21 protein-coding genes and 1 pseudogene are annotated in these 21718 nt (G+C 59.1%); 17 read left to right on the top strand and 5 right to left on the bottom strand.

Going from position 1 to position 21718, the window contains the following annotated elements:
* Window positions 1-181 precede the first annotated feature (181 nt).
* Window positions 182-1192, bottom strand: a complete 1011-nt coding sequence (locus J2X71_RS35630) for a LacI family DNA-binding transcriptional regulator (RefSeq protein WP_310389949.1) — start codon at window positions 1190-1192, stop codon at window positions 182-184.
* Window positions 1193-1324: 132 nt separating this feature from the next.
* Between J2X71_RS35630 and J2X71_RS35625 the strand changes: the two genes are divergently transcribed.
* The 4 genes and pseudogenes from J2X71_RS35625 (at window position 1325) to J2X71_RS35610 (ending at window position 4665) form a co-directional block, all read left to right on the top strand.
* Window positions 1325-2248, top strand: coding sequence for a TIM barrel protein (locus tag J2X71_RS35625; RefSeq protein WP_310389947.1), 924 nt, complete (start codon window positions 1325-1327; stop codon window positions 2246-2248).
* 19 nt (window positions 2249-2267) lie between these two features.
* Window positions 2268-3440: a Gfo/Idh/MocA family oxidoreductase gene (locus J2X71_RS35620; protein ID WP_310389945.1), complete on the top strand. Its 1173-nt coding sequence runs from the start codon at window positions 2268-2270 to the stop codon at window positions 3438-3440.
* A 108-nt stretch (window positions 3441-3548) separates the two neighbouring features.
* A pseudogene (locus J2X71_RS35615) lies at window positions 3549-3659 on the top strand (rhizopine-binding protein); the annotation flags it as partial.
* 103 nt (window positions 3660-3762) lie between these two features.
* A complete protein-coding gene (locus J2X71_RS35610; RefSeq protein WP_113319459.1) occupies window positions 3763-4665 on the top strand; it encodes a sugar phosphate isomerase/epimerase family protein in 903 nt (300 codons plus the stop codon).
* A 207-nt stretch (window positions 4666-4872) separates the two neighbouring features.
* Here the strand turns inward: J2X71_RS35610 and J2X71_RS35605 are convergent, their stop codons facing one another.
* Window positions 4873-5754 (bottom strand): LysR family transcriptional regulator, encoded by an 882-nt coding sequence (locus J2X71_RS35605; RefSeq protein WP_113319460.1) that lies wholly within the window; start codon window positions 5752-5754, stop codon window positions 4873-4875.
* 180 nt (window positions 5755-5934) lie between these two features.
* Here J2X71_RS35605 and J2X71_RS35600 point away from each other — a divergent pair, with 180 nt between their 5' ends.
* The 8 genes from J2X71_RS35600 (at window position 5935) to J2X71_RS35565 (ending at window position 14168) form a co-directional block, all read left to right on the top strand.
* Window positions 5935-6927 (top strand): hydroxyacid dehydrogenase, encoded by a 993-nt coding sequence (locus J2X71_RS35600; RefSeq protein WP_310389941.1) that lies wholly within the window; start codon window positions 5935-5937, stop codon window positions 6925-6927.
* A gap of 34 nt (window positions 6928-6961) precedes the next feature.
* Entirely contained in the window at window positions 6962-7645 is a 684-nt protein-coding gene (locus J2X71_RS35595; protein ID WP_310389939.1) for an RraA family protein, read from the top strand.
* A gap of 87 nt (window positions 7646-7732) precedes the next feature.
* Window positions 7733-8689, top strand: a complete 957-nt coding sequence (locus J2X71_RS35590) for a tripartite tricarboxylate transporter substrate binding protein (protein ID WP_310389938.1) — start codon at window positions 7733-7735, stop codon at window positions 8687-8689.
* Window positions 8689-9153 carry a tripartite tricarboxylate transporter TctB family protein gene (locus tag J2X71_RS35585; protein WP_310389936.1) on the top strand — a complete coding sequence of 155 codons (465 nt, stop codon included), beginning with the start codon at window positions 8689-8691 and terminating at the stop codon, window positions 9151-9153. The genes J2X71_RS35590 and J2X71_RS35585 overlap by 1 nt, the downstream gene beginning before the upstream one ends.
* 12 nt (window positions 9154-9165) lie before the next feature.
* Window positions 9166-10674 carry a tripartite tricarboxylate transporter permease gene (locus J2X71_RS35580; protein ID WP_113319464.1) on the top strand — a complete coding sequence of 503 codons (1509 nt, stop codon included), beginning with the start codon at window positions 9166-9168 and terminating at the stop codon, window positions 10672-10674.
* 70 nt (window positions 10675-10744) lie between these two features.
* A complete protein-coding gene (locus J2X71_RS35575; RefSeq protein WP_113319465.1) occupies window positions 10745-11725 on the top strand; it encodes a D-2-hydroxyacid dehydrogenase in 981 nt (326 codons plus the stop codon).
* Between the two features lie 2 nt (window positions 11726-11727).
* On the top strand, window positions 11728-12993 hold the full coding sequence (locus tag J2X71_RS35570; protein WP_113319466.1) for a glycerate kinase: 1266 nt from the start codon (window positions 11728-11730) through the stop codon (window positions 12991-12993).
* Window positions 12994-12998: 5 nt separating this feature from the next.
* On the top strand, window positions 12999-14168 hold the full coding sequence (locus J2X71_RS35565; RefSeq protein ID WP_310389933.1) for an alpha-hydroxy acid oxidase: 1170 nt from the start codon (window positions 12999-13001) through the stop codon (window positions 14166-14168).
* A gap of 82 nt (window positions 14169-14250) precedes the next feature.
* On the opposite strand, the gene J2X71_RS35560 is transcribed toward J2X71_RS35565, so the two are convergent.
* Window positions 14251-14811 carry a TetR family transcriptional regulator gene (locus tag J2X71_RS35560; RefSeq protein WP_113322639.1) on the bottom strand — a complete coding sequence of 187 codons (561 nt, stop codon included), beginning with the start codon at window positions 14809-14811 and terminating at the stop codon, window positions 14251-14253.
* Between the two features lie 143 nt (window positions 14812-14954).
* Between J2X71_RS35560 and J2X71_RS35555 the strand changes: the two genes are divergently transcribed.
* From J2X71_RS35555 to J2X71_RS35545, 3 genes are all read left to right on the top strand, one after another.
* Window positions 14955-15650: a glutathione S-transferase N-terminal domain-containing protein gene (locus tag J2X71_RS35555; RefSeq protein ID WP_310389930.1), complete on the top strand. Its 696-nt coding sequence runs from the start codon at window positions 14955-14957 to the stop codon at window positions 15648-15650.
* A gap of 107 nt (window positions 15651-15757) precedes the next feature.
* Window positions 15758-16135, top strand: a complete 378-nt coding sequence (locus J2X71_RS35550) for a tautomerase family protein (RefSeq protein ID WP_113322637.1) — start codon at window positions 15758-15760, stop codon at window positions 16133-16135.
* 107 nt (window positions 16136-16242) lie between these two features.
* The gene (locus J2X71_RS35545) at window positions 16243-17709 is read left to right on the top strand and encodes an NAD-dependent succinate-semialdehyde dehydrogenase (protein WP_405049789.1); all 1467 of its coding nucleotides are present in this window, start codon (window positions 16243-16245) and stop codon (window positions 17707-17709) included.
* 478 nt (window positions 17710-18187) lie between these two features.
* On the opposite strand, the gene J2X71_RS35540 is transcribed toward J2X71_RS35545, so the two are convergent.
* A complete protein-coding gene (locus J2X71_RS35540) occupies window positions 18188-19219 on the bottom strand; it encodes an IS110 family transposase (RefSeq protein ID WP_310389927.1) in 1032 nt (343 codons plus the stop codon).
* 315 nt (window positions 19220-19534) lie between these two features.
* A complete protein-coding gene (locus J2X71_RS35535) occupies window positions 19535-20425 on the bottom strand; it encodes a LysR family transcriptional regulator (protein WP_310389925.1) in 891 nt (296 codons plus the stop codon).
* Between the two features lie 233 nt (window positions 20426-20658).
* Between J2X71_RS35535 and J2X71_RS35530 the strand changes: the two genes are divergently transcribed.
* Window positions 20659-21213: a nuclear transport factor 2 family protein gene (locus J2X71_RS35530; RefSeq protein ID WP_310389923.1), complete on the top strand. Its 555-nt coding sequence runs from the start codon at window positions 20659-20661 to the stop codon at window positions 21211-21213.
* Between the two features lie 102 nt (window positions 21214-21315).
* Window positions 21316-21645: an Atu4866 domain-containing protein gene (locus J2X71_RS35525; protein WP_113322633.1), complete on the top strand. Its 330-nt coding sequence runs from the start codon at window positions 21316-21318 to the stop codon at window positions 21643-21645.
* Window positions 21646-21718: the final 73 nt, after the last annotated feature.

Raw genomic sequence — 21718 nt, 5'->3', positions numbered from 1 at the left:
CACACCGTACCCTGCCTGCAATTCAGCGGGACTTGGAGGCCCAGAACGAAAGGCTTCGCCGCTTAGGTTCTGATACGGCAGCACCTTGCTGATAGTTTCGCTGACAATCCTTTCAAGAGCCTCACAGGGGGCGAACCTGATGCCGAGCCCACCGGAGTTCGTTCGCCTTGTGTCTCAAACGCTACGCATTTTCGGCGAGAAAGATCTGAATATCGGTTGCGATAGAGACTGCTTCTCCCGGCAGTCGGCCGAGAAGTTTTGCAACAGTTTCCACTGCTAGCCGAGCCTCCAGAAGTGGCCGTTGATCGATAACCGCGTTGATCTTTCGGGACTTTAGCAGCATACGCCGGTTAGGAGTGAGTTCGTGGGTAATGACCGCCGTATCTTCGATCCGACCAAGGCGTTGAAGTGTGCTCACGATCGGCACCGCACCGGCGGATAGGTGATATATGCCGCGCAGACCGGGGTCATCCCGGAAAGCAATCTCCACCACTCTCCCTGCTTCCTCTTGGTTTTCCCCCGTCTCAAGAACCGCAGCAAGGCTACACTCCGGATAGCGTTCGGTCAGGACTGCGCGAAAGCCCTCCTCTCTGTCCCGGTGGCCGGCGATGTCGCGCGACCCGGCGATCACGATCACCCGCCCGCCCTCCCGCAGGAAAAGCCCCATCAGGTCTCCGGCTACGCGGCCCGCTTGCCGATCGTCTGGTCCGACATAGGCAGCGCGTCCGCAGTCCGTGAGGTCAGTCGCCAAGGTCACTACAGGTATCTTGTGGGACAGCACCGCTACGGCTTCCCTAACACGAATATCGTCTGGGCTCGTGATGACGAGACCGTCGTATGAGCGACAATCGCGGACGGCTGCGGCAATAGCCGCGGGCTTCCCGGGATCAATGTGGTGGACGAAGAATTGCAGATTCAGCGCTGTGTACATTCTCCCAGCTAGATCAATGCCTTCTCTCAACGCTGCATGAAATGGATTAACCGGAGGCTGCATGAGGACCGCGACGCGCAGGGCACGAGAGGGCGTGCGGTCTAACGCCCGATCAATACCAAGCGCACGCGCCGTGGCCAGTACGAGGTCCTCTTTATCAGCGCGCACCCCTCCGCGATTGTTCAAAACCCTATCGACTGTGGCAGTCGAGACACCGGCTGCTTTCGCGACATCCGTAATGCTCACCTTTCGCGCAACCATCTGCCTCTCCATGCTCATTCTGATGGAATCCCATCAAAATCAAACTTTGTAAACCGTATATCTCAAGCTACATCTCTGCGTCGAGGAGGGTCGCCCACAGAGCGAGCGGCACTAGGGAAGGACCAGAACATCATGAGTATTACAGTGACCACGGCACCGTGCTGCTGGGGCGTCGATGACGTGCGCAATCCGGACCTGCCTCCATGGGAGCTCGTGTTCGATGAGGTCAAGGCGGCCGGGTACGGCGGAATGGAGCTTGGCCCTTATGGCTACGTGCCTTTGGACATCGACCTGGTTTCTTCGGCCCTAACGAGCCGAGGGCTCTATATCGTGGCCGGAACGATCTTCAACGACCTTGTCGCTTTGCAAAACCGCGAGAGCCTTCTGCAACAGACCGACGAGATTTGTTCGTTGATCACCCGCCTGCCAAGGCCGCCCAAATCCGCAGGCCAGCGCTTCTCCGCGCCCTATCTGACCGTGATGGAGTGGGGACACGACGAGCGGGATTATGCGGCGGGTCATTCCGACAGAGCGCCGCGGCTTGATGACGCCGCGTGGGCCGGCATGATGGACAATATACGTGCGATCTCCGATCTTGCCCGCGACAAATATGGCGTTCGCGCCACCATTCACCCGCATGCCGGCGGCTATATTGAATTCGAGGACGAGATTGCCCGTCTCGCCGCCGACATCCCCCAGGACGTCGCCGGCTTCTGCCTCGACACGGGCCACACCTGGTATGCCGGCATGGACCCTGTCGAGACCCTGCGCAAGTACGCCGATCGGGTCGACTACATCCATTTCAAGGACATCGACAAGGCCGTCTTCGACCGCGTGATGGGCGAACACATCCGTTTCTTCGAAGCTTGCGGGCAAGGCGTGATGTGCCCGATTGGAAACGGCTGCATCGATTATCCCGCCATCCGCGCGCTTCTCGATGAGCTTGGCTATGAAGGCTTCGTCACAGTGGAACAAGAGCGTGACCCGCGCAACGCCGGCGGCAGCCTCGCCGATGTGAAACTCAGCCGCGACTATCTCAAGTCGGCCGGCTTCTAATAATCCGGACGGAAAGCTCATGATTTACGGAACTCGTCAGACGAAACGACCGCTACGCTGGGCAATGGTTGGTGGCGGCCGGGGCAGTCAGATCGGCTATATTCACCGCAGTGCCGCGCTTCGCGATCGCTACTTCGATCTCGTCGCGGGCGCCTTCGATATCGATGCAGAACGCGGCCGCGCCTTCGGCATCGAGCTGGGTCTTGAGGCCTCGCGATGCTACGCCGATTGGCGAATGCTCTTCGCGGAGGAAGCAAAGCGTCCGGATGGCATCGAGGCAGTGTCGATCGCCACACCCAACAACACCCATTACGAGATCACGAAGGCAGCGCTCGAAAGCGGGCTGCATGTGGTGTGCGAAAAGCCGCTATGCTTCACGGTGGCCGAGGCCGAGGATCTTCAGCGTATTGCCGCAGAGCGTGGCCGTATTGTCGGTGTGACTTACGGTTACAGCGGCCACCAAGTGATCGAGCACGCCCGCGAACTCGTTGCAGCCGGCGAACTGGGTGAAATCCGTCTGGTAAACCTGCAATTTGCTCATGGCTTTCATAATGAGGCTGTCGAGCTTCAAAATCCGGCGACTCGCTGGCGCGTCGATCCCAAATTCGCCGGCCCAAGTTATGTCCTCGGCGATATTGGTACGCATCCGCTTTATATCTCCGAGGTCATCCTGCCTGATCTTCATATCAAGCGGCTTCTCTGCGCCCGCCAGAGCTTCGTAAAGACACGCGCACCGCTGGAAGACAACGCCATGACCCTGATGGAATATGACAACGGCGCCTTCGGCACCGTGTGGTCGAGCGCCATCAACGCGGGTTCCATGCACGGACAAAAGGTGCGCATCGTCGGGTCGAAGGCATCGATCGAGTGGTGGGACGAGCAGCCGAACCAGCTTCGCTTGGAGGTGCAGGGCGAGCCGGTGCGTATCCTGGAGCGTGGCATGGGCTACTTGCATGCAAGGGCGCTTGCCGACGATCGTATCGGTGCAGGCCATCCGGAAGGCCTTTTCGAGGCTTGGGCCAACCTTTACGACCGCTTCGCCATTGCCATGGAAGCGCGCAACGAAAACGATGCAGGCCGTTTGGCGAGCATCCGTTATCCGGGCATCGAGGCAGGTGTGGAAGGGGTGCGCTGGGTAGAGAATTGCGTGCGGTCTGCCGACCTCGGCGGACTCTGGGTCGACTATCGGTGATTGGGTAACAGGGTACGACGGTCGCACCCTCCCTCAGGTAGAGCTGTTAATCAGGGAGGAGGGCAGCAGGGAATCCAAATTGACTATGACAGCCTATTGGGAGGCCTGATGGCGGGAACCCCACATGCCAAGAACATCGGTGCGTCGATGGCCTTGTTCGACGACAACTTTCTGACCGTTCTATGCAACGGCATGATCGACTACTCCAAGGAGCTTACGCGAAGTAGACGGCCTCTGGTTGCGGGCCACACCTTCCTGGCCCGCAACCGCTAAGACCGCGCCAGAAAGCGCAACCTCGACATATATTCGCCCGGAGGCAGAAATGCGTATCGCAATAGACCCGTTCATGCATCGTCACTTGAGCCTTGAGGAACTGCCGAGCAAGGTGCGCGAGCTTGGCTACGACTGGATCGAGATGAGCCCGCGCGCCGATTTTCTCGAATGGTTCAAGGCGCCGCGAGTGTTCCCGCAGCGCATTAAGGAGTTCAAGAAAGCGCTGGCGGCCGAGAACGTCAAGATCGCTTCGCTTCTCCCAATGTATCGTTGGGCTTCGAATGATGAGACGGAGCGCCAGGCGGCGGTGAAGCACTGGAAGCGTGCTATCGAAATTGCCGTCGAGATGGAAATAGACACGATGAACTCCGAGTTCGGCCGTGGACCGCATCCCGACAAGGGAAGCTGCTATTGCTGCCACACGGGATCGATGATCGAGGCCTGCGAGGACGCCTGGTGGCGCTCGATCGAGGAGCTGGTGCCGGTGTTTGAACGTGAAAACATCCAGCTCAATATCGAGCCGCATCCTGAAGACTGGTGCGAGACACTGCAGCCAGCTCTAGACATCATCCGGACTGTCAACTCGAAGAATGTGAAGTTCCTCTATTGCGCGCCACACACGTTCTACTTCGGCGATGATACCAAGGCGATGCTGCGCGAGGCAAAGGATGTTCTCGCTCACGTGCATGTCGGCGACACGTTCAATCACAAGGCAAGCTCCGGCCTGCGCTACATCCTGAACCCGCCCGGCACGCAGGCTCGTGTGCATCAGCACCTCAATATCGGCCAAGGCGAGGTTCCATGGGACGACTTCTTTGGAACGCTGGCGGAGATCGGTTTTAATGGGATCATGACCGCCTGTGTTTTTGCTTGGGAAGATAAGGCTGATCACTCGGGCAAGCTCATGCTGTCGGAGATGAACCGCTACATCGAAAAATACTGGCCGAAATAATTCTGGATGCGCTTGAGGCGCATCCCAACCGAAGCGGAAGCAGGATCGGTCGACGGAGGTGACCTTTTCGCCCGACAGAAAGCTGGCTATAGAAACCGTCCACCGCTGTGCGGACTTTACGGAGAACCAAATGAAAAGTCTCTCGATCTGATCACAGTCGGACGTTCTTCGGTTAGCCGAATCCAGTCATGGGCGCAAAAGCCTTAATCAACGCGCTACGCCGTATGGCGCGCTGAGCCTACTCAAGTGCTGATGCAGCCGATCGATGATGGCAGTGCGCGTACCAGATCGCCTTTCCAGCAGCCCGATCGGCCGCAATATCTGCGGTTCGCCAAAGGGTACCGAGACGATCGGAGCTGCAATGTCTCTCAACGCGATCCAGGGAACCACGGACACGCCGAGACCGTGAATAACGCAAGAGACCACCGACGCAATCGTGTCGATCTCGGCGATCAAGTTTGGCTCGACGCCGGTTTTTGCAAGCTCGGTCTCGATAATCTGGGCGAGCCTGAATTTACTGTTGAACCTGACATAAGGCAGCGTCGAAAGCATATCGAGGCCAGACATGGGTGGAGTGCCGTCAGGACCGATGACCAGAAGAGGTTCATTGATAAACGGGTGCCACCTTAAGGCTGAAGGAATTCCGGAATATTCGGCGACCATCGCGCAATCCAGACGGCCTGACATGACATCGTTCATCAATTCATCCGTATTGGCGACCTGGAGCTTGATCCTGAGATCAGGATAGTCGGCCTTGAGGGCGACGATTGAGAGAGGCAGGAGCGAAAGAGCACTTGAGCGAACGGAGCCAATCGTGAACGTGCCGCTCACGGCTCTGCCGGAGATAGCGTCAATGATGTTGTCTGCACCACGAACCAGAGTACGTGCTGCTTCGAGCATCTGTAGACCATGGCCGTTAAGCGTGATGGGCCTGGTCGAGCGATCGAACAGCTCTCCGCTGACCTCCAATTCCAGTGCTTGCATCTGCTGACTGACTGCGGATGGAGTTAAACCTACGGCCTCGGCAGCCTTTGCAAAAGTGCCGTGCTCAGCTATCGCGATGAAGGTTTTGAGTTGCCGCGTATCCAAACCGACCTCCCACGTATTAAGTTTTCCTGTCCATGTTGGCCAGAATTATTCGCTTTAATCAAGGCTCTCTTATGTTACGTTCTCTTCAGGAGACGCCAGGAGGAACTTTGGCGTATGGGAGGATGATGAAACGGTGCGAAAGCAGCGCCGCGTCCTCGCGCATTCCAGTTCGAGGTACGCATGGGAAGCCGAAACATCCTGGTCACTGGACCAGCCATCAATGAACAAGCCGTGAGCCTGATTGCCAGCAAGGGCTACCAGGTGTCTTACGTCCCCCCTTACACGAGCGAAGACGATCTGGTCCGCATCGTGACGGAACTTGATCCCGTGGGCGTCGTGGTGCGCATGGGACGGTTCGGTTCTGCGGCGATCGAGGCTGCGCCTTCGCTCCGTGTCCTTTCGAAGCACGGTGTCGGCGTCGACAATATCGATGTGGACGCCGCGTCGCGCCGCGATATACCCGTTGTCGTCGCTGCCGGCGCGAATGCCCTTTCGGTCGCTGAACATGCGATTGCACTGCTCTTTGCCGTGGTAAAGCGGATCGTGCCACTCGACAGCAGCCTGCGCGCCGGACGCTGGGAGAAGCCGGGCTTCTCTGGGAGGGAACTCGCCGGCATGACCATCGGCCTTGTCGGCTTCGGAGCAATCGCTCGCCATACCGCATTCTTTGCCAAGGGGTTAGGCTTAACGGTGCAGGCGTTCGACCCATTTACCGACGAAGCGGCGTTTGCCGAGGCAGGAGTCGCCCGAGCAGCCGATGTCGACGACCTTATCGCGTCCTCCGATATTGTCAGCCTCCATTGCCCCCTTACTCCCGAGACCCGTAACCTGCTGAATGATCACCGCCTTGGTATGATGAAGTCGGGCTCATTTGTCATCAACACCGCTCGGGGCGGCCTGATCGACGAGGAAGCGCTCCTTCGCGCCGTCGAGAGCGGACAGATCGCCGGGGCCGGGCTGGACACGTTCCAGACGGAGCCGCCCGCGGACAACCATCCATTCTGGCAGAACCAGCGGATCGTCGTCACACCGCATATCGGCGGCGTAACCCAAGAGGCCAACGTTCGCGTGGGGGTGGACGCGGTGGAAGGCATCTTCGCCATTGTGGAAGGACGTCCCCTTGGTCGCGAGAGGATCGTTAACCACCGGGCACTGGCCAAGACGCCCGCCTGATACGTCACAAATTCAACAGCATAAGGAGACGACGTTGACCATAGGATTCAGGGTTCGAAATAGGGACAGGGTCATCGATCAGGAATGGATCGACAAGTTCAAGGAGCTTCCAGTCGCTAACATCAGCGACAGCATGCACCGCATGTACGCGGGCGGGGCCCAGCTTCGCCCGATGCACCGCGATGGCAAACTTGTCGGCCGCGCACTGACCGTCAAAGCTCCTCCGGGCGACAACCTCATGCTGCACAAGGCGATGGACATGGCCGTGGACGGCGACGTCATTGTCATGGATGCCGGGGGCGACGTGACACACGCCCTGATGGGCGAGATGATGCTCGACTACGCTCATCGCCGTGGCGTCGTCGGTTTCGTTCTTAACGGTGCGATCCGTGATGCGGACGCCTTCCTCGAGATGAACATCCCCTCGTTCGCAGTAGGCGTCACCCATCGAGGTCCCTACAAAAACGGACCGGGCGAGATCAACACGCCGATCGCCATTGGCGGAATGGTGATCATGCCGGGGGACCTGATCGTTGGCGACGCGGACGGCGTTGTCGTTGTCCCGATCGACGACGCCGCAGAGGTCTACGAAAGGACGGTCGCCAAGCACGCCGCCGAGCAAAAGCAGATCGAGAATATCAAAGCGGGCACGCACAATCCGACATGGTTCAACGACGCCCTCGTCAAGGCCGGATGCGAGCTACCGTCGACGAACTGAACGATGCTGGCCGACGCTCCGGAGGGGAAACGTCGGCCAGTCATGAAGGCACTGGAACATCAATCAACACTATCCTGGGAGGATAAGATGAAGCATCTGATCAGAAACACCGCTTTGGCGATGACGCTGCTCTTCGGCGCTGGCGTAGCACATGCCGACTGGCCTGCCGACCGTCCAATCGAGTTCATCGTGGCGTTCGCTCCGGGCGGTGGCACCGATGTGATGAACCGGACGCTTGCCCCTTTCGTCGAGAAAGAGTTGGGCGGCAAAATCACCATTCTGAACCGCCCGGGTGCCTCCGGTGAGATCGCCTACACTGCGATGACCCAGGCTCGCCCCGATGGCTACACGGTTTCCTCGCTCAACACCCCGGGCTATCTGACGATGCAGATGGATCGCAAGGTCCGTTTCGATCCGAAGAAGCTCTGCGTCGTCGCGCGGATCGTCGAAGACCCCGGCTCCTTCATCGTGCAGGCCAATTCCAAGTTCAACACGCTGAAAGACCTCGTCGCCTATGCGAAGGAGAACCCCGGGGCCGTGACTGTCGGCACGACCGGCCTGGGAACCGATGAGCATCTTGCCATGCTCCAGTTGGAGAAGTCCGCAGGCATCGACCTGACGGCCGTTACGTTCAACGGCGCGAACGAAGCCCGCACTGCTCTTCTTGGTGGCCACGTCGATACGATCGGCATCAACGTCGGGGAGTTCGTGGGCAGCGACCACTCCGCGTTCAAGAATCTCGGTCAGTTCGCGGAAGAGCGGGCCTCCATCGCGCCCGACCTTCCAACCGCAAAAGAACAGGGGTTCGAAGTCCTGATGAGTTCTGAGCGCGGTATCGCGATGGGTTGTGACGTGCCGGAAGAAATCCGGACGAAGTTCTCGGCCGCAGTGAAGAAGGCTCTCGACAATCCAGAATTCCAGGCAAAGGCGAAGCAGATGTCGCTTGCCCTTTCCTACCGCTCATCCGAGGAGTGGAACAAGGAGCTTCCCGTCAGAGCTGAACGTCTGGGCGCGATCTGGAAACTGGCCAAGGAACAGAAGTGATGGCCGCTCCCCGCAAGGCTGGAGGAACCGGTGACCGGCCGGACCTCTTCACCGCCGCGCTCTTCATCGGATTTGGTGCGCTCGGCCTCTGGGCCGGGCGCGACCTGACCATGGGTACGGCATCCGTCATGGGGCCAGGCTACCTTCCGAGAATAGTCTGCTGGCTTTTGATCATCATCGGTGTTGCGATTGGCGGGTTCGGCGCGGTCCGGGCACGGGTCGACATCGATAAACCGAGACTGTGGCCGCTGGTGATCATCCTGGCCGCCGTGGTGGGATTCGCATTTGTCGCTGAGTTCTTGGGTTTCGTCGCGGCTTCCGTCTGGTTGCTTTTGGTCGGCAGCATGGCTGATCGCGATTCAAGGTTCCGCGAAGTCATCTTGCTCACTGCCGGGCTGACAGCGTTTGGCGCTTTGGTCTTCATCGTCGGCCTCGGGGTCCAGATGCCCATCTGGCCGTTCTGAGGGAGGTAAGACATGAACTTCGTCGATCTTCTCATGTTGGGCTTCAGCGAGGCCCTGACGCCGACAAACCTTGGCTTCTGTCTGCTCGGCGCTCTGCTAGGCACGCTGATCGGGGTGCTGCCGGGTATCGGGCCGACGGCGACGATCGCCGTCCTGCTGCCGATCACGTTCTACCTTCCGCCTCTGGCGGGGCTCATTATGCTCGCCGGCATCTATTACGGCGCTCAGTATGGCGGATCAACCACGGCGATCCTTGTCAACCTTCCAGGCGAAGCGTCCTCCGTGGTTACCGCTGTCGACGGCTACAAGATGGCTCAACAAGGAAGAGCTGGCTCGGCGCTTGCTGTCGCAGCACTCGGGTCCTTCTTCGCCGGGACCGTCGCGACATTCGGCATAGCTATTGCCGGACCTACTCTGTCGTCATTCGCGCTCTCATTCGGCCCCGCAGAATACGTGTCACTGATGCTGTTCGGCCTTCTCGCCGCGACAATTCTCGCGCGCGGACCAGTCCTGAAGGCGATCGGCATGATCCTTCTCGGCTTGCTACTCGGCATGGTCGGTATTGACGCCAGCTCCGGCGAGGAGCGCCTCACGTTCACTGCGGTCGAACTCTTCGACGGTATCGACTTTGTGGTCATTGCCATCGGGCTGTTCGGCTTTTCGGAGATCATCGAGAACCTTGAAAATGTCGAAGCTCGTGGCGTGCTGGTCAGCAAGCTGAGCCGCCTTTGGCCGACCCGAGAAGACTTCCGGCGCGCATGGCCTGCCGTGCTGCGGGGAACCGCCGTCGGCACGCTTCTCGGCGTCTTGCCAGGTGGCGGTGCAACGCTCGCATCGTTCTGCGCATACTCCGTGGAAAAGAAGGTGTCCAAGCGTCCTCACGAGTTCGGCGAAGGTGCAGTCGAGGGTGTCGCTGGACCGGAAGCTGCCAACAATGCGGGCGCGCAGTCGTCGTTCATCCCGCTTCTGACCCTCGGCATTCCGTCGAACAATATGATGGCGATGATGCTGAGCGCCTTCATCATCCACGGTATCACGCCGGGGCCGACGGTCCTGGCAACCCAGCCGGAAATCTTCTGGGGTCTTGTTGCCAGCATGTGGATCGGCAACCTGATGCTTGTCGTGATCAACCTGCCGCTGATCGGGGTCTGGGTGAAGCTCCTGACGGTCCCGTATCGTCTGCTGTATCCAGCGATCCTTCTCTTCTGCTGTGTCGGTGTCTACAGCATCAACAACCGCATATTCGACGTGGCACTGGCTGCTGGGTTCGGCCTGCTGGGTTATGCCTTCCGTAAGGCAAAGTGCGAGCCGGGTCCGCTGCTTCTGGGGTTTGTCCTTGGGCCACTGCTGGAAACCAACATCCGTAGGGCTCTGACAATCTCCCACGGCAATCCCAGCGTGTTCGTGGAGCGGCCGATCAGCCTCGTCCTGCTGATCGCGACAGCCGGCGTGCTTCTCCTGATGATCCTGCCGTCGTTCCGCAAAACCCGCGAAGAAGCCTTCCAGGAAGAAGAAGCCTGAGGTTGATCTTAAAAGTGAGCGGCCGCTTCAAAGCGGCCGCTGTTCTCCCTCTGAACTTGGTGTCCTCCCAATGCCTGATGCTACCCGCAATCCTCTTCGCATTGTTCTCCTAGATCGCAAGACCTTGCCCGACGACATTCACTTCCGTGCCTTCTCCTTCGCTCATGAACTCGTTCAGTTCGACCAGACGGCTCCCGACGAGGTGCCGGAGCGCATGAAGGATGCCGACATCGTCATCACGAACAAGGCGCCCGTACGAGGCCCGGCAATCGCCTCCGCCCCGAACCTCAAGCTGGTGGCCGTGGCGGCCACGGGCACCGACGTCGTTGACGTGGCCACTTGCGCGCAGCGTGGAGTAACGGTCTCCAACATTCGCAACTACGCAGTCAACACCGTTCCCGAACACACCTTCGCTCTGATCCTTGCGCTTCGCCGCAGCCTCCTGGCCTATCGCAACTCGGTACAGGCCGGGCGCTGGCAGGAAGCAAACCAGTTCTGCTACTTCGACTTCCCGATCAACGATCTCGCCGGTTCGACGCTCGGCATCATCGGTGACGGTGCTCTTGGGCGCTCGGTGGCCGACATTGGCCGGGCCTTCGGGATGAAGGTACTGTTTTCCGACTACAAGGGAACAAAAGGAATGGGGCCGCTCTATACGCCCTTCGAGAAGGTCCTCGAGGTTAGCGACATCATCACCTTGCACTCCCCATTGATGCCATCGACCCGCAACATGATCTCTACTGCGGAGTTCGCACAGATGGCCAGGCGGCCGCTCCTGATCAACACCGCGCGCGGCGGTCTCGTCGACGAGGCCGCGCTGGAGCACGCGTTGAGAAGCGGCCAAATCAGTGGCGCCGGCTTCGACGTCGTCACCGCAGAGCCGCCTGCAGACGATCATCCGCTGATGCGTCTCCTCGATCTGCCGAACTTCATCCTGACGCCGCACGTGGCGTGGGCTAGCCGCGAGGCGGTCCAGTCGCTGGTCGATCAGCTAATCGACAACGTCGAGGCGTTCGAGCGGGGCACACCGACGAACATCGTGGCCGCTTGATCATGGCGGCCGTATCGGACACCAGAGCTTTTTTGTCCGACCTGTTTCGCGCTGCAGTCGCTGCTGCCGATCCTTACGAAGCGATCAAGGCAAACCTTCCGCAGCAGCCGAAAGGGCGGACCGTCGTCGTGGGAGCAGGCAAGGCATCGGTGGAAATGGCGCGTGCGTTCGACGACCTGTGGAAAGGCTCTCTCGAGGGTGTCGTCGTGACGAAACACGGGACACGGGCGTCCTGCGGTCGGATGGAGGTCATTGAGGCGTCTCATCCGGTTCCAGACGAGGCAAGCCTGAAGGCTTCGAGGCGATTGCTGCATTCCGTTTCCGATCTCACCCAAGACGATCTCGTGGTGGCATTGATCTCTGGAGGCGGATCGTCCTTGCTGGCTTTTCCGTCGGATGGTCTGACGCTGGATGATGAGATCGCAGTTGCAAGGACGCTTCTCTCGTCGGGTGCGCCCATCTCCGCAATGAACACCGTTCGGACACAAGTTTCGAAGATCAAGGGAGGACGCCTGTCGATCGCCGCCTATCCCGCCAAGGTCGTGACGCTGATCGTATCCGACATCCCGGGAGACGATCCCGAGCTGGTTGCCAGCGGCCCGACCGTCCTCTCGCGCTCGACCCCGCAAGATGCCCTTCGCGTCATTGAGCGATATGGCATGGCGTTGCCGGGGCGTGTCATCCGGCATATTCACGAGGAGTCAGCTGGAATCGACCCGGACCACCCATGCTTTGGAAGTAGCGAGATCAAAGTCATCGGATCTGCCCGGACTTCACTGGAAGCTGCCGCAGTACTTGCGCGGCGGCAAGGCATTCCGGCAGTCGTTTTAAGCGACGCCATCGAAGGCGAAGCGAGCGAAATCGCAAAGGTTCATGCCGCGATCGCAAAGGAGGTCGCGCGCAATGACCAGCCGTTTCGGAAACCCGTGGTGATCCTGTCGGGAGGGGAAAGTACGGTCACGCTTCGCGGCAACGGAAAAGGTGGAAGAAACACCGAGTTCCTCCTCTCGCTGGCGATCGAGATCGCCGAACATGGAGACATCACCGCTCTCGCAGCAGACACCGATGGCATAGACGGCTCCGAAGACAATGCCGGAGCCTTTGTCGATGCTGGATCGGTGGCCAGACTTCGAGCTGCGGGCCTCGATCCTTATGACCTGCTCGTCTCGAACGACGCCTGGACAGGGTTCAACGCCACAGGCGATCTGTTCGTGACCGGGCCGACCGGAACCAACGTCAACGATTTCCGGGCGATCCTGATCGGATAAACAAAATGCAGGCAAACACGCGGGCCCTCGACAAATATCTTTGCCTTGATGACTTCGAAAAAGCTGCCAAACGCCATCTGCCGCGACCGCTTTTCGGTTACGTCGCAGGTGCTAGCGAGACCGGGGCATCGCTGCGCTACAACAGGGAAGACCTCGCCAACTATGCGTTCCTGCCTCGCGTGTTGAGGGATGTTTCTCAACGGAGCACAGAGACGACAATTTTTGGCGAGAGCTACAGCGCGCCATTTGGTATCGCACCGATGGGCATCAGTGCCCTCATGGCCTACCGTGGTGATCTTGTTCTCGCCCAAGGGGCCGGCCAAGCGGGAATTCCCATGATCATGAGCGGGTCGTCCCTGATCAGGCTTGAGGACGTGGTTGCCAGTGCGCCGGGCACCTGGTTTCAGGCGTATCTTCCCGCAGAACCCGAACGGATCGACGCCTTGGTGGATCGGGTGGCCGAGGCTGGATTCAAGACACTCGTACTCACCGTCGATACCGCGGCATTGGCAAACCGGGAAAGCAACATCAGGGCAGGCTTTTCTACGCCGCTCAGGCCAAGCCTCGCTCTTGCATGGGAGGGGATCACTCATCCCCGGTGGACAGTTGGCACGTTCCTGCGGACCCTACTCCAGCATGGCATCCCGCATTTCGAGAACTCGTTCGCTACGCGCGGTGCACCGATCGTCTCCTCTCACGTCATGCGAGATTTTGGACGCAAGGACCATCTGAACTGGACACATCTCGAGCGCATCCGCAACCGGTGGACCGGGAAGCTGGTGGTGAAGGGTATCCTGCATCCTGACGATGCTGCCAGATCTCAGGCTGTGGGCGCCGAAGGAGTGATCGCCTCGAACCACGGCGGACGGCAGCTCGATGGCGCCATGTCGCCTCTAGCCGCTCTTCCGGGCATAGTAGATCGTGTGGGCGACCAGATGGCGGTAATGGTGGACGGCGGATTCCGTCGCGGTACCGACATTATGAAAGCACTTGCCCTCGGCGCGCGCTTTGTTTTCGTCGGCCGCCCCTTCATCTACGCCGCGTCGGTTGCCGGGCCGCTTGGTGTGATGAAAGCGGCAGAGATTCTTCATGCGGAACTGCATCGGAACATGGCGCTCCTCGGTATCTCGACAATCGACGAACTCACAAGCGAGTATGTCGCACAATCAGCATGAAATAAGATCATACCTGATGACATAAACTTCGCGCCAAGTGCGTTTGCTTCCGCATGCGAAAAAACCGTAAGCGTGATCGAATTTACGGAATGAGGCCATTGGCGCGATAGGTCGCGATGATCTCCTCGTAAAGGGAAACATCGTTGCGGGTGTGGGCGATCAACTGTGCGCCCTGAACGGCGGCATAGATGGCGCGAGCCTGACGCTCATTCTCCTTGACCCCGCCGGGGTTGCGCAAAGCCAACACACGGGCCAGCCAGCGTTCGTTCATTATCCCGTATTTGACAACCTCGGCCTGGACTTCTTCAGGCAGCTGATTGCGCTCGGCTCCCAACATTCCGGCAAGGCACAGGCGGTTGTCGGCGCGCAGCGTCTCGGCGAAGACGTCGGTGTAGCGCGCCATGCACGTCTCGACGTCAAGACCCTGCGTTAGCAGTTCGTCGAGAACAGCGCCATAATGGGCTGTATAGCGATTGGCGAGAGCCGCACCCAACTCGCCCTTGGTCGCGAAGTAATAGTGAATGCTGGCACTCTTGATGCCGACATCCTTGGCGAGCTCGCGAAAGCTAAGACCGCCATAGCCGAGGTCCTGCAAGGTCAGCGTTGCCGCCTCCATGATCCTATCCTTTGTATCCGCAGTCACTGTCGCTTCCTTTTATCGCATCGATATTTTTATCTACCTGACGACAGATAGTCGTTGACAGAGAAAAAAGCAAGGCGTAGGTGTAGCTCACTAACTACCTGACGACAGGTAGAAAGTCGAACCAACCAAAAGGGAACATCACTATGTCAGACAAACTTCGCCTCTTCACATCGCCCTCCGCTTTCCCAAACCCGCAGCGCCTTCGCCTCTTCATGCACGAGAAGGGCATCGCCTCTCACTTCGAGGAGCAGGTCTACGACATGAGCCCGGTCGGCGAGCAGCGCCAATGGCGGCATGTCAAGATGAACCCGTGGGGCGAAACGCCCACTTTGAAGCTGGCCGACGGCACCTACATCGCCGAGACCGACGCCATCGCCCGTTACCTCGATCAGTCCATGCCGGGTCGTAAGATCATGGGCGAGACGGCACTGGAGCAGGGGCTGGACAATATGTGGGGCAACCGCATCTGGGTGCACATCCTCTACCGCATCGTCACCGCCTTCCACGTTCTCCATCAGGGCCTTGGCCCTAAGCTCGAACTCACCACCAATCACGCCTGGGGCGAACATTGCCGCAAGGAAGCCCTGGCGCATGCCAGCCTGGTCAACCAGCACCTGGCCGACGGACGCGAATGGATGCTGGGCGGCGACGCGCCGACCTTCTCGGACATGACGATGGCCGTTGCCATCGCCTTCTCGAAGCTCCCTATAAACGCAACACCGCTGGATGAACGCTTCGAGCACATTGATGCTTACTGGAAGCGCTGGCAGGCCCGGCCGTCCTTCCAGGCCGCCTATGCCGACCGCAATAGCGGCGTGCCCGAAATCGACGAACGCTAGTCGTCACAGAAAATCGGCAGAGCCAGATTTGCCGATCCCCGAAAACCTTTAACTCAACCCCGTCCAACCCAACCCTGGCACTTCAACCTCAATCAAAGGAGACCATCATGCCCTTCGCCCGTATCGACCTCATCAAGGGAAAGTCCACTGAGTACCGCACCGCCGTCGCTGACATCGTCTACCGGGGCATCGTCGATGTCCTGAAAGCTCCGGATGGCGATCGCTTCATCGTCGTCAGTGAACACACCGCAGAGAACCTGATCTATGATCGCAAGTTCCTCGGCTTCGACCGCTCGCCGGACTTCCTGCTCATCCAGGTCACTAGCACCGTCGGCAACGACAAGCCTTCCAAGCTTGCCTTCTTCCGCTTCATCGCCGACGAATTGAAGGAGAAGCTTTCTGTCCGCCCCGACGATATCATGATCAACATGGTCTATGTCGATCGTTCCGACTGGTCGTTCGGCAACGGCGAACCCTGGAACTGACGGCGCCTTCGTGACACGGTCGCCAAAAGGGCGACCGCCACCAGAAAAACATCCCCGCGTAAATGCTCGACGCAGATCAGTCCAATAGACTTCGGAAAGGCAATTCAATGACAATGTCAATCGAACAACTCAAAGCCGATGGCTGGTTGAAAGAAGCCAACTATATCGCCGGTGAATGGGTCGGCGCCGACGACGGCAAGACATACGCGGTGGTAAATCCAGCGACGGAAGCCCGGATCGGCGATATCCCTTGGACTGGCGCGACCGAAACCCGCAGAGCCATCGACGCAGCTCACTCCGCGTTCGTCAGCTGGTCGAGAACAACGGCGGCCGAGCGCGCCGCGCGGCTGCACCACATGGCGCAGATCGTCCACGACAACCTCGACACGTTTGCCGCCATGCTCACTCTGGAGCAGGGGAAGCCACTGCCCGAAGCCCGCGCGGAAATGAAGCTGGGTGCGGACTATATCCAGTGGTTTGCCGAAGAAGCGCGGCGCATCAACGGCGAGATCGTGCCGTCGCCATGGAAGGATCGTCAGATCTTGGTAACGCGGGAGCCGGTCGGTGTCGTCGGCGCGATCTCGCCGTGGAATTTCCCGTTCTCGATGCTTTCTCGCAAGGTGGCGCCGGCGCTGGCTGCCGGTTGCACCATCGTCATCAAGCCTTCCGAGTTCACGCCGTTCTGCGGCTTGCTCTATGGAATCCTGGCAGAAAAGGCCGGCGTGCCGGCCGGTGTGGTCAATGTCGTGACGGGCGATGGCGCAGCGGTCGGCGGTGAACTCACCAGCAACGCAAAGGTGCGCAAGATCACCTTCACCGGTTCCACGCGCGTCGGCAAGCTGCTCTATAAGCAATCTGCAGACACCATGAAAAAGCTATCCATGGAATTAGGCGGCAATGCGCCGACCATTGTCTTCGACGATGCGGATCTTGATCTTGCCATCGAACAGGCCATCGCCGGCAAGTTCCGGAACAGTGGCCAAACCTGCGTCTGCACCAACCGTTTCTATGTGCAGGACGGTATCTATGACGAATTTGCGCGGCGGCTCACCGAGCGCGTTAAGCTGTTGAAGGTCGGCAACGGCTTCGAGGCCGGTGTCGAGCAAGGGCCGCTGATCAATCAGGCGGCGGTCAATAAAGTCGAAGCGCATGTCGAGGACGCCAAGGCCAAGGGCGGGCGCGTGTTAACGGGCGGCCAGCGGCACGCGCTGGGTGCGACGTTTTTCGAACCGACGGTCATCGCCGACGCCACCCCCGACATGCTCATTGCCCACGAGGAGACATTCGGTCCTGTCGCGGCGCTGTTCCGATTTAAGGACGAACAGGATGGTATAGATGCCGCCAACGACACGGAGTTCGGTTTGGCTGCCTACTTCTTTACCCGCGATCTGGCACGCACCTTCCGCGTCGCTCGTGCGATCGAAAGCGGCATGATCGGCATCAATGCCGGGGTGATCACGACACCGGAAGCCCCATTTGGCGGGGTTAAGGACAGTGGTATCGGTCGTGAAGGCTCCTCCCATGGGATCGAGGACTATCTCAACATCAAATATATGAGCCTCGGTGGGCTCTGATGTCTTCGGTCCGTTTTGGGGCGCAATCGGCACTCAAAACGGACCGTTTAAACCACGCCTTCTACAGTGTATTGCTGCAGAACGTCATAGGCGTATGACTTCGCGTCGAGAGGCAAAGCGGTGATTGCTATCAACGGGCCCATGGTTCGATTCCGTTGTCTAATCGCCTGCATCGGGTCAAGCGGATTTTAAACGAGGTATTTCGTTGCCGTGTTGCTAGCGCGAGATCTTTTTCACATTTCCTTTCGACATCTTGTTATTCCTGCAAATTCGTCCGGTGCTGGGAGCACGGTTGTCTCCGCGGTCGACATGCAGTCGCCGCATGATGGGTTTTCGCAGGGCAGGTCTTCCTATGTTCAAGACGCAGTCTCAACGAGCTGCGACGGAATCGACGGAATGACCCAACCCACGTCCACAGCAGAGACGCCCAGCATCTCAGTCGGATTGAGGTGCTGAGGCAGGTAGGCCGGCGCTTCGGTTAAGCCGCTGCGCCGGCCAATGGATTGAATGCTTCCCCGGTCTTGAGCATCCTATGCATGATGACGGCAAGTTTTCGCGCAACGGCAACCGCGGCACGTTTGAAGCCCAGCCGCTCACGCAGCTTCAGCCCCCAGGTCTTGAGACGGCATTCGGTCCTGGCGGAGGTTCTCGTTAAGAGAACGGTTGCCGCCTCGTAGAGTAATCCCCGCAGCCGACCGTCACCGCGTCGCGAGATATGGCCATCATAATCGATTTCGCCGGACTGATAGCGCCGCGTCGTCAGCCCTAGCCAAGCGCCAACTGAGCGCGAGGTGGGGAAGTTTTCAGGATCTTCGATCGCGGCAATGTACGAGACGGCCGTGACGGCACCAACGCCTGGAATCGTCATCAGGAGCTTCGTAGCCCGGCTCTGTCTGGAAGCTACGAGCAATTGGTGATCAAGATTGGATGCGCGCTTACGTATATCGCGCCATGCCTCGAGCAGGGGCAATATCACAGCTGCCAGGCCGCTATTTCCATTCAGCAGCGCTCTCACATTGGCATCAAATACCCCGCCTTCCCCTTTGGGCACGATGAGACCAAACGTTTTCAGAAGACCACGTATTTGGTTGCTGAGCTGCTTGGAAATGCTTACGAGCTGGCTACGCTCTGCCACCAGTGTGCGCGTCACCATGTTGTCGAAAGTCTTTACTCGCACGACTTTGTAAAATCCGGCTTCAGCCAACTGCGCTAGGCCATCCGCATCATTGGCATCAGTCTTATTGAGGGTTTCATTCAGAACCTTTTGCGCATGACGTGCTTCAATGCAGATCGCGGGAATTCTTTCGGCTTTCAGCGCATGATAGAACCATGTCGACAGTGGACCTGTCTCGAAGACGACTAGCTTTGCGTGCGGAGCATGCTTGCGGATGATTTGCGACAGAACTTTCGGATCAGAAGGGCATTTCCCTCGCCAGATACGCTTCCTATTCTCTCGGATCGAAACCGCAGTATCTTTCAGCGAAACATCAAGCCCGATATATTGGTCCATGGTTGCCTCCCATTTGATGCTGGGCCCGGTTCCAATCGTGAGCCCGTATTTCCATCTTACCGGGGGCAACCACCCATGTCAGATATTGCTGAGGCAATGCCTTTGGGGAAACCGTCCGCGATTACCCCATGTTCAAGGCGTGCGAACGCTTTTTCTCGAAGACAGGTTCGTGGGAGCCGGCGCTCCTGGACAAGCGGGCAATCCAGGCCGTCATCCGCGATGCCGCAACGGCGCTAAGGTAACCATGAGCTTCGGAGCGTTCCGCATCGACCTGCCCGGTAGTGCCTATCACGACAGCGATTTCATGGGCAGGCGCTATCGCCACCGCTTGACATGGTCGACGAGCGCTCGAAGCTTGGGAGCGAGATTGCGCCGGCTGGGGTAATAAAGAAAAAAGCCGGCAAACGGAGGGCGATACTCCTGAAGGAGAGGGACCAACTGACCCGAGTCGACATAGGGTTTGAACGTGTCTTCCATGCCGAAGGTAATGCCGCCGCCGGCACATGCTGTTCGGATCATAAGCCACATGTCATTGGTGGTGATCTGGGGATCGACAGCCACATCGAACTCGCGTCCATGCTGGCCGAACTCCCAACGATAGGGCGCGCTTTGTGGCGCCGGGCGCCAGCCAATACAACGATGCGCGGCGAGCTCCGAAGGATGCTCAGGCTTGCCGAAGCGTTCGATGTAGGATGGGGCGGCGAAGGCGCCCTGACGCTGATCGCCCGAGACCGGAACAGCGATCATGTCCCGATCGATGACTTCGCCCAAACGTACACCCGCATCATAGCCTTCCGCGACAATGTCGAATTCCTCGTCCGTGACAGTCACGTCGACCTGAACAGCGGGAAAGGTGTCCGCAAATCGCGCCAGCAGCGGCCCGGAGATGAACTGCTCGGCGATGGATGACACCGCCAGCCTCAACACTCCGCACGGTGCGCTGTCGCGGTCCGCCGTCGCGTCGAGCGCCAGTCCGACTTCGGAAATGGCCGGCGCCACTCGCTGATACAGTTGTTCGCCGGCCTCCGTGAGACTGACGCTGCGTGTCGTGCGCTGCACGAGCGCCACACCAAGCCGATCTTCGAGACGCCGGATCGTCTGGCTGACCGCTGGCCGCGTGACGCCCAGATTCTCCGCGGCCACGCGAAAGCTCCGCGCTTCGGCGACTGCCAGGAAAACAGAGATGCCATTCAGATCGATCGCCATTGGTTAGAATTAGTTACCATAGTGGTCAACATTGGGCAAATTGTTCGCTCTCCTTGGCGCGTCTATCTTGGATCTCGCAATCAGGAGACAGCGATATGACGCTTGATCAATATAAACTTCTTGGACGCTCGGGCTTGCGAGTTTCCCCGTTGAGGCCTGTCGACGGTGCGCTCAGCTTCAGTGTCGGTCGACAGGTCCCATCAAGCCCTCAGCAACAGGAAAGGACCGATACCATGACCATTCTCCCGACATACAACCGGATTGCCGGCGCAAGCCGAACGGCTCTGATCACACTGGCATTGCTGTCGCCCGCCCTGCCGGGCCCAGCCATTGCCAACACCGCAGCAACGCAGATGCAGGCTCCGCACAGTGCCGCAATGGAGCAACGGAACAAGGCTATCGTCGAAGCCGCCTTCGAAAAATGGCGCGGGGGTACCTATGTCTTCGCGGAACTTCTCGCTCCCGACGTCGTCTGGACGATCCACGGCTCCGGACCGGTTGCCGGCACCTATCGCAACCAGAAGGATTTTATCGAACAGGCATCGCGCCCTCTGACAAGTCGCCTTGCGTCGCCGGTCGTGCCCGAGGTGCACGACATCTTTGCCGACGGCGACATCATCATTATCCGCTTCGACGGGACGGCGACCACGACGTCGGGCGCACCTTATCGCAACCAGTTTGTCTGGATCTTCAAGATGAAGGATGGCCTCGTCGTCAATGCGGAAGCCTTCCTGGACCTCGTTGCCTATCAGCAGGTCGTCGACAACAACGCCCCACGTTCCCAATGACCGACGCCTGCGGTTTCGGCAGAACTGAGTGTCTGCCGAACCGACACCGCGCACCCACGCGCGATCCAAACTGAGAACGGTAACGCTTAACGGAGCCCGACCATGCGACAGCCATTTGCAGCACTCATCACAGCGGCCACACTTTCGTTTCAACCCGCAGAAGCACAGGAGACAAATTTGCAGCCGAACCACCCCTACGTTGGCATGTGGGTCACCGACGACAACCGTGTTCGCCATGAACTTCTGCCAAGCGGACGCTATGTCGAGGCCCGCGGTCAGCGTGAGCGAGCCTATGAGGGCCGCTATGAAGTCGAGGGAACGCATATCGAGTACTGGGATGACACGGGCTTCACTGCCGACGGCGATTTCGTCGATGCCAACACGTTGCACCATGGCGGCATGATCTTGCGGCGCAAGCCATCGACGCCCTGACATACCAGGCGAGCATCCGCAATGCGAAAGGGCTAAAAGCGATGGGTGCCGCGGGTCTACCACATCATCTGAG

Origin of the sequence: Rhizobium sp. 1399 (assembly GCF_031455475.1) — a bacterium.
In the GTDB taxonomy this organism is placed as follows: domain Bacteria; phylum Pseudomonadota; class Alphaproteobacteria; order Rhizobiales; family Rhizobiaceae; genus Rhizobium.
Note: the sequence above shows the minus strand (reverse complement) of the source record. Positions and strands in the feature narration are given on the sequence as shown.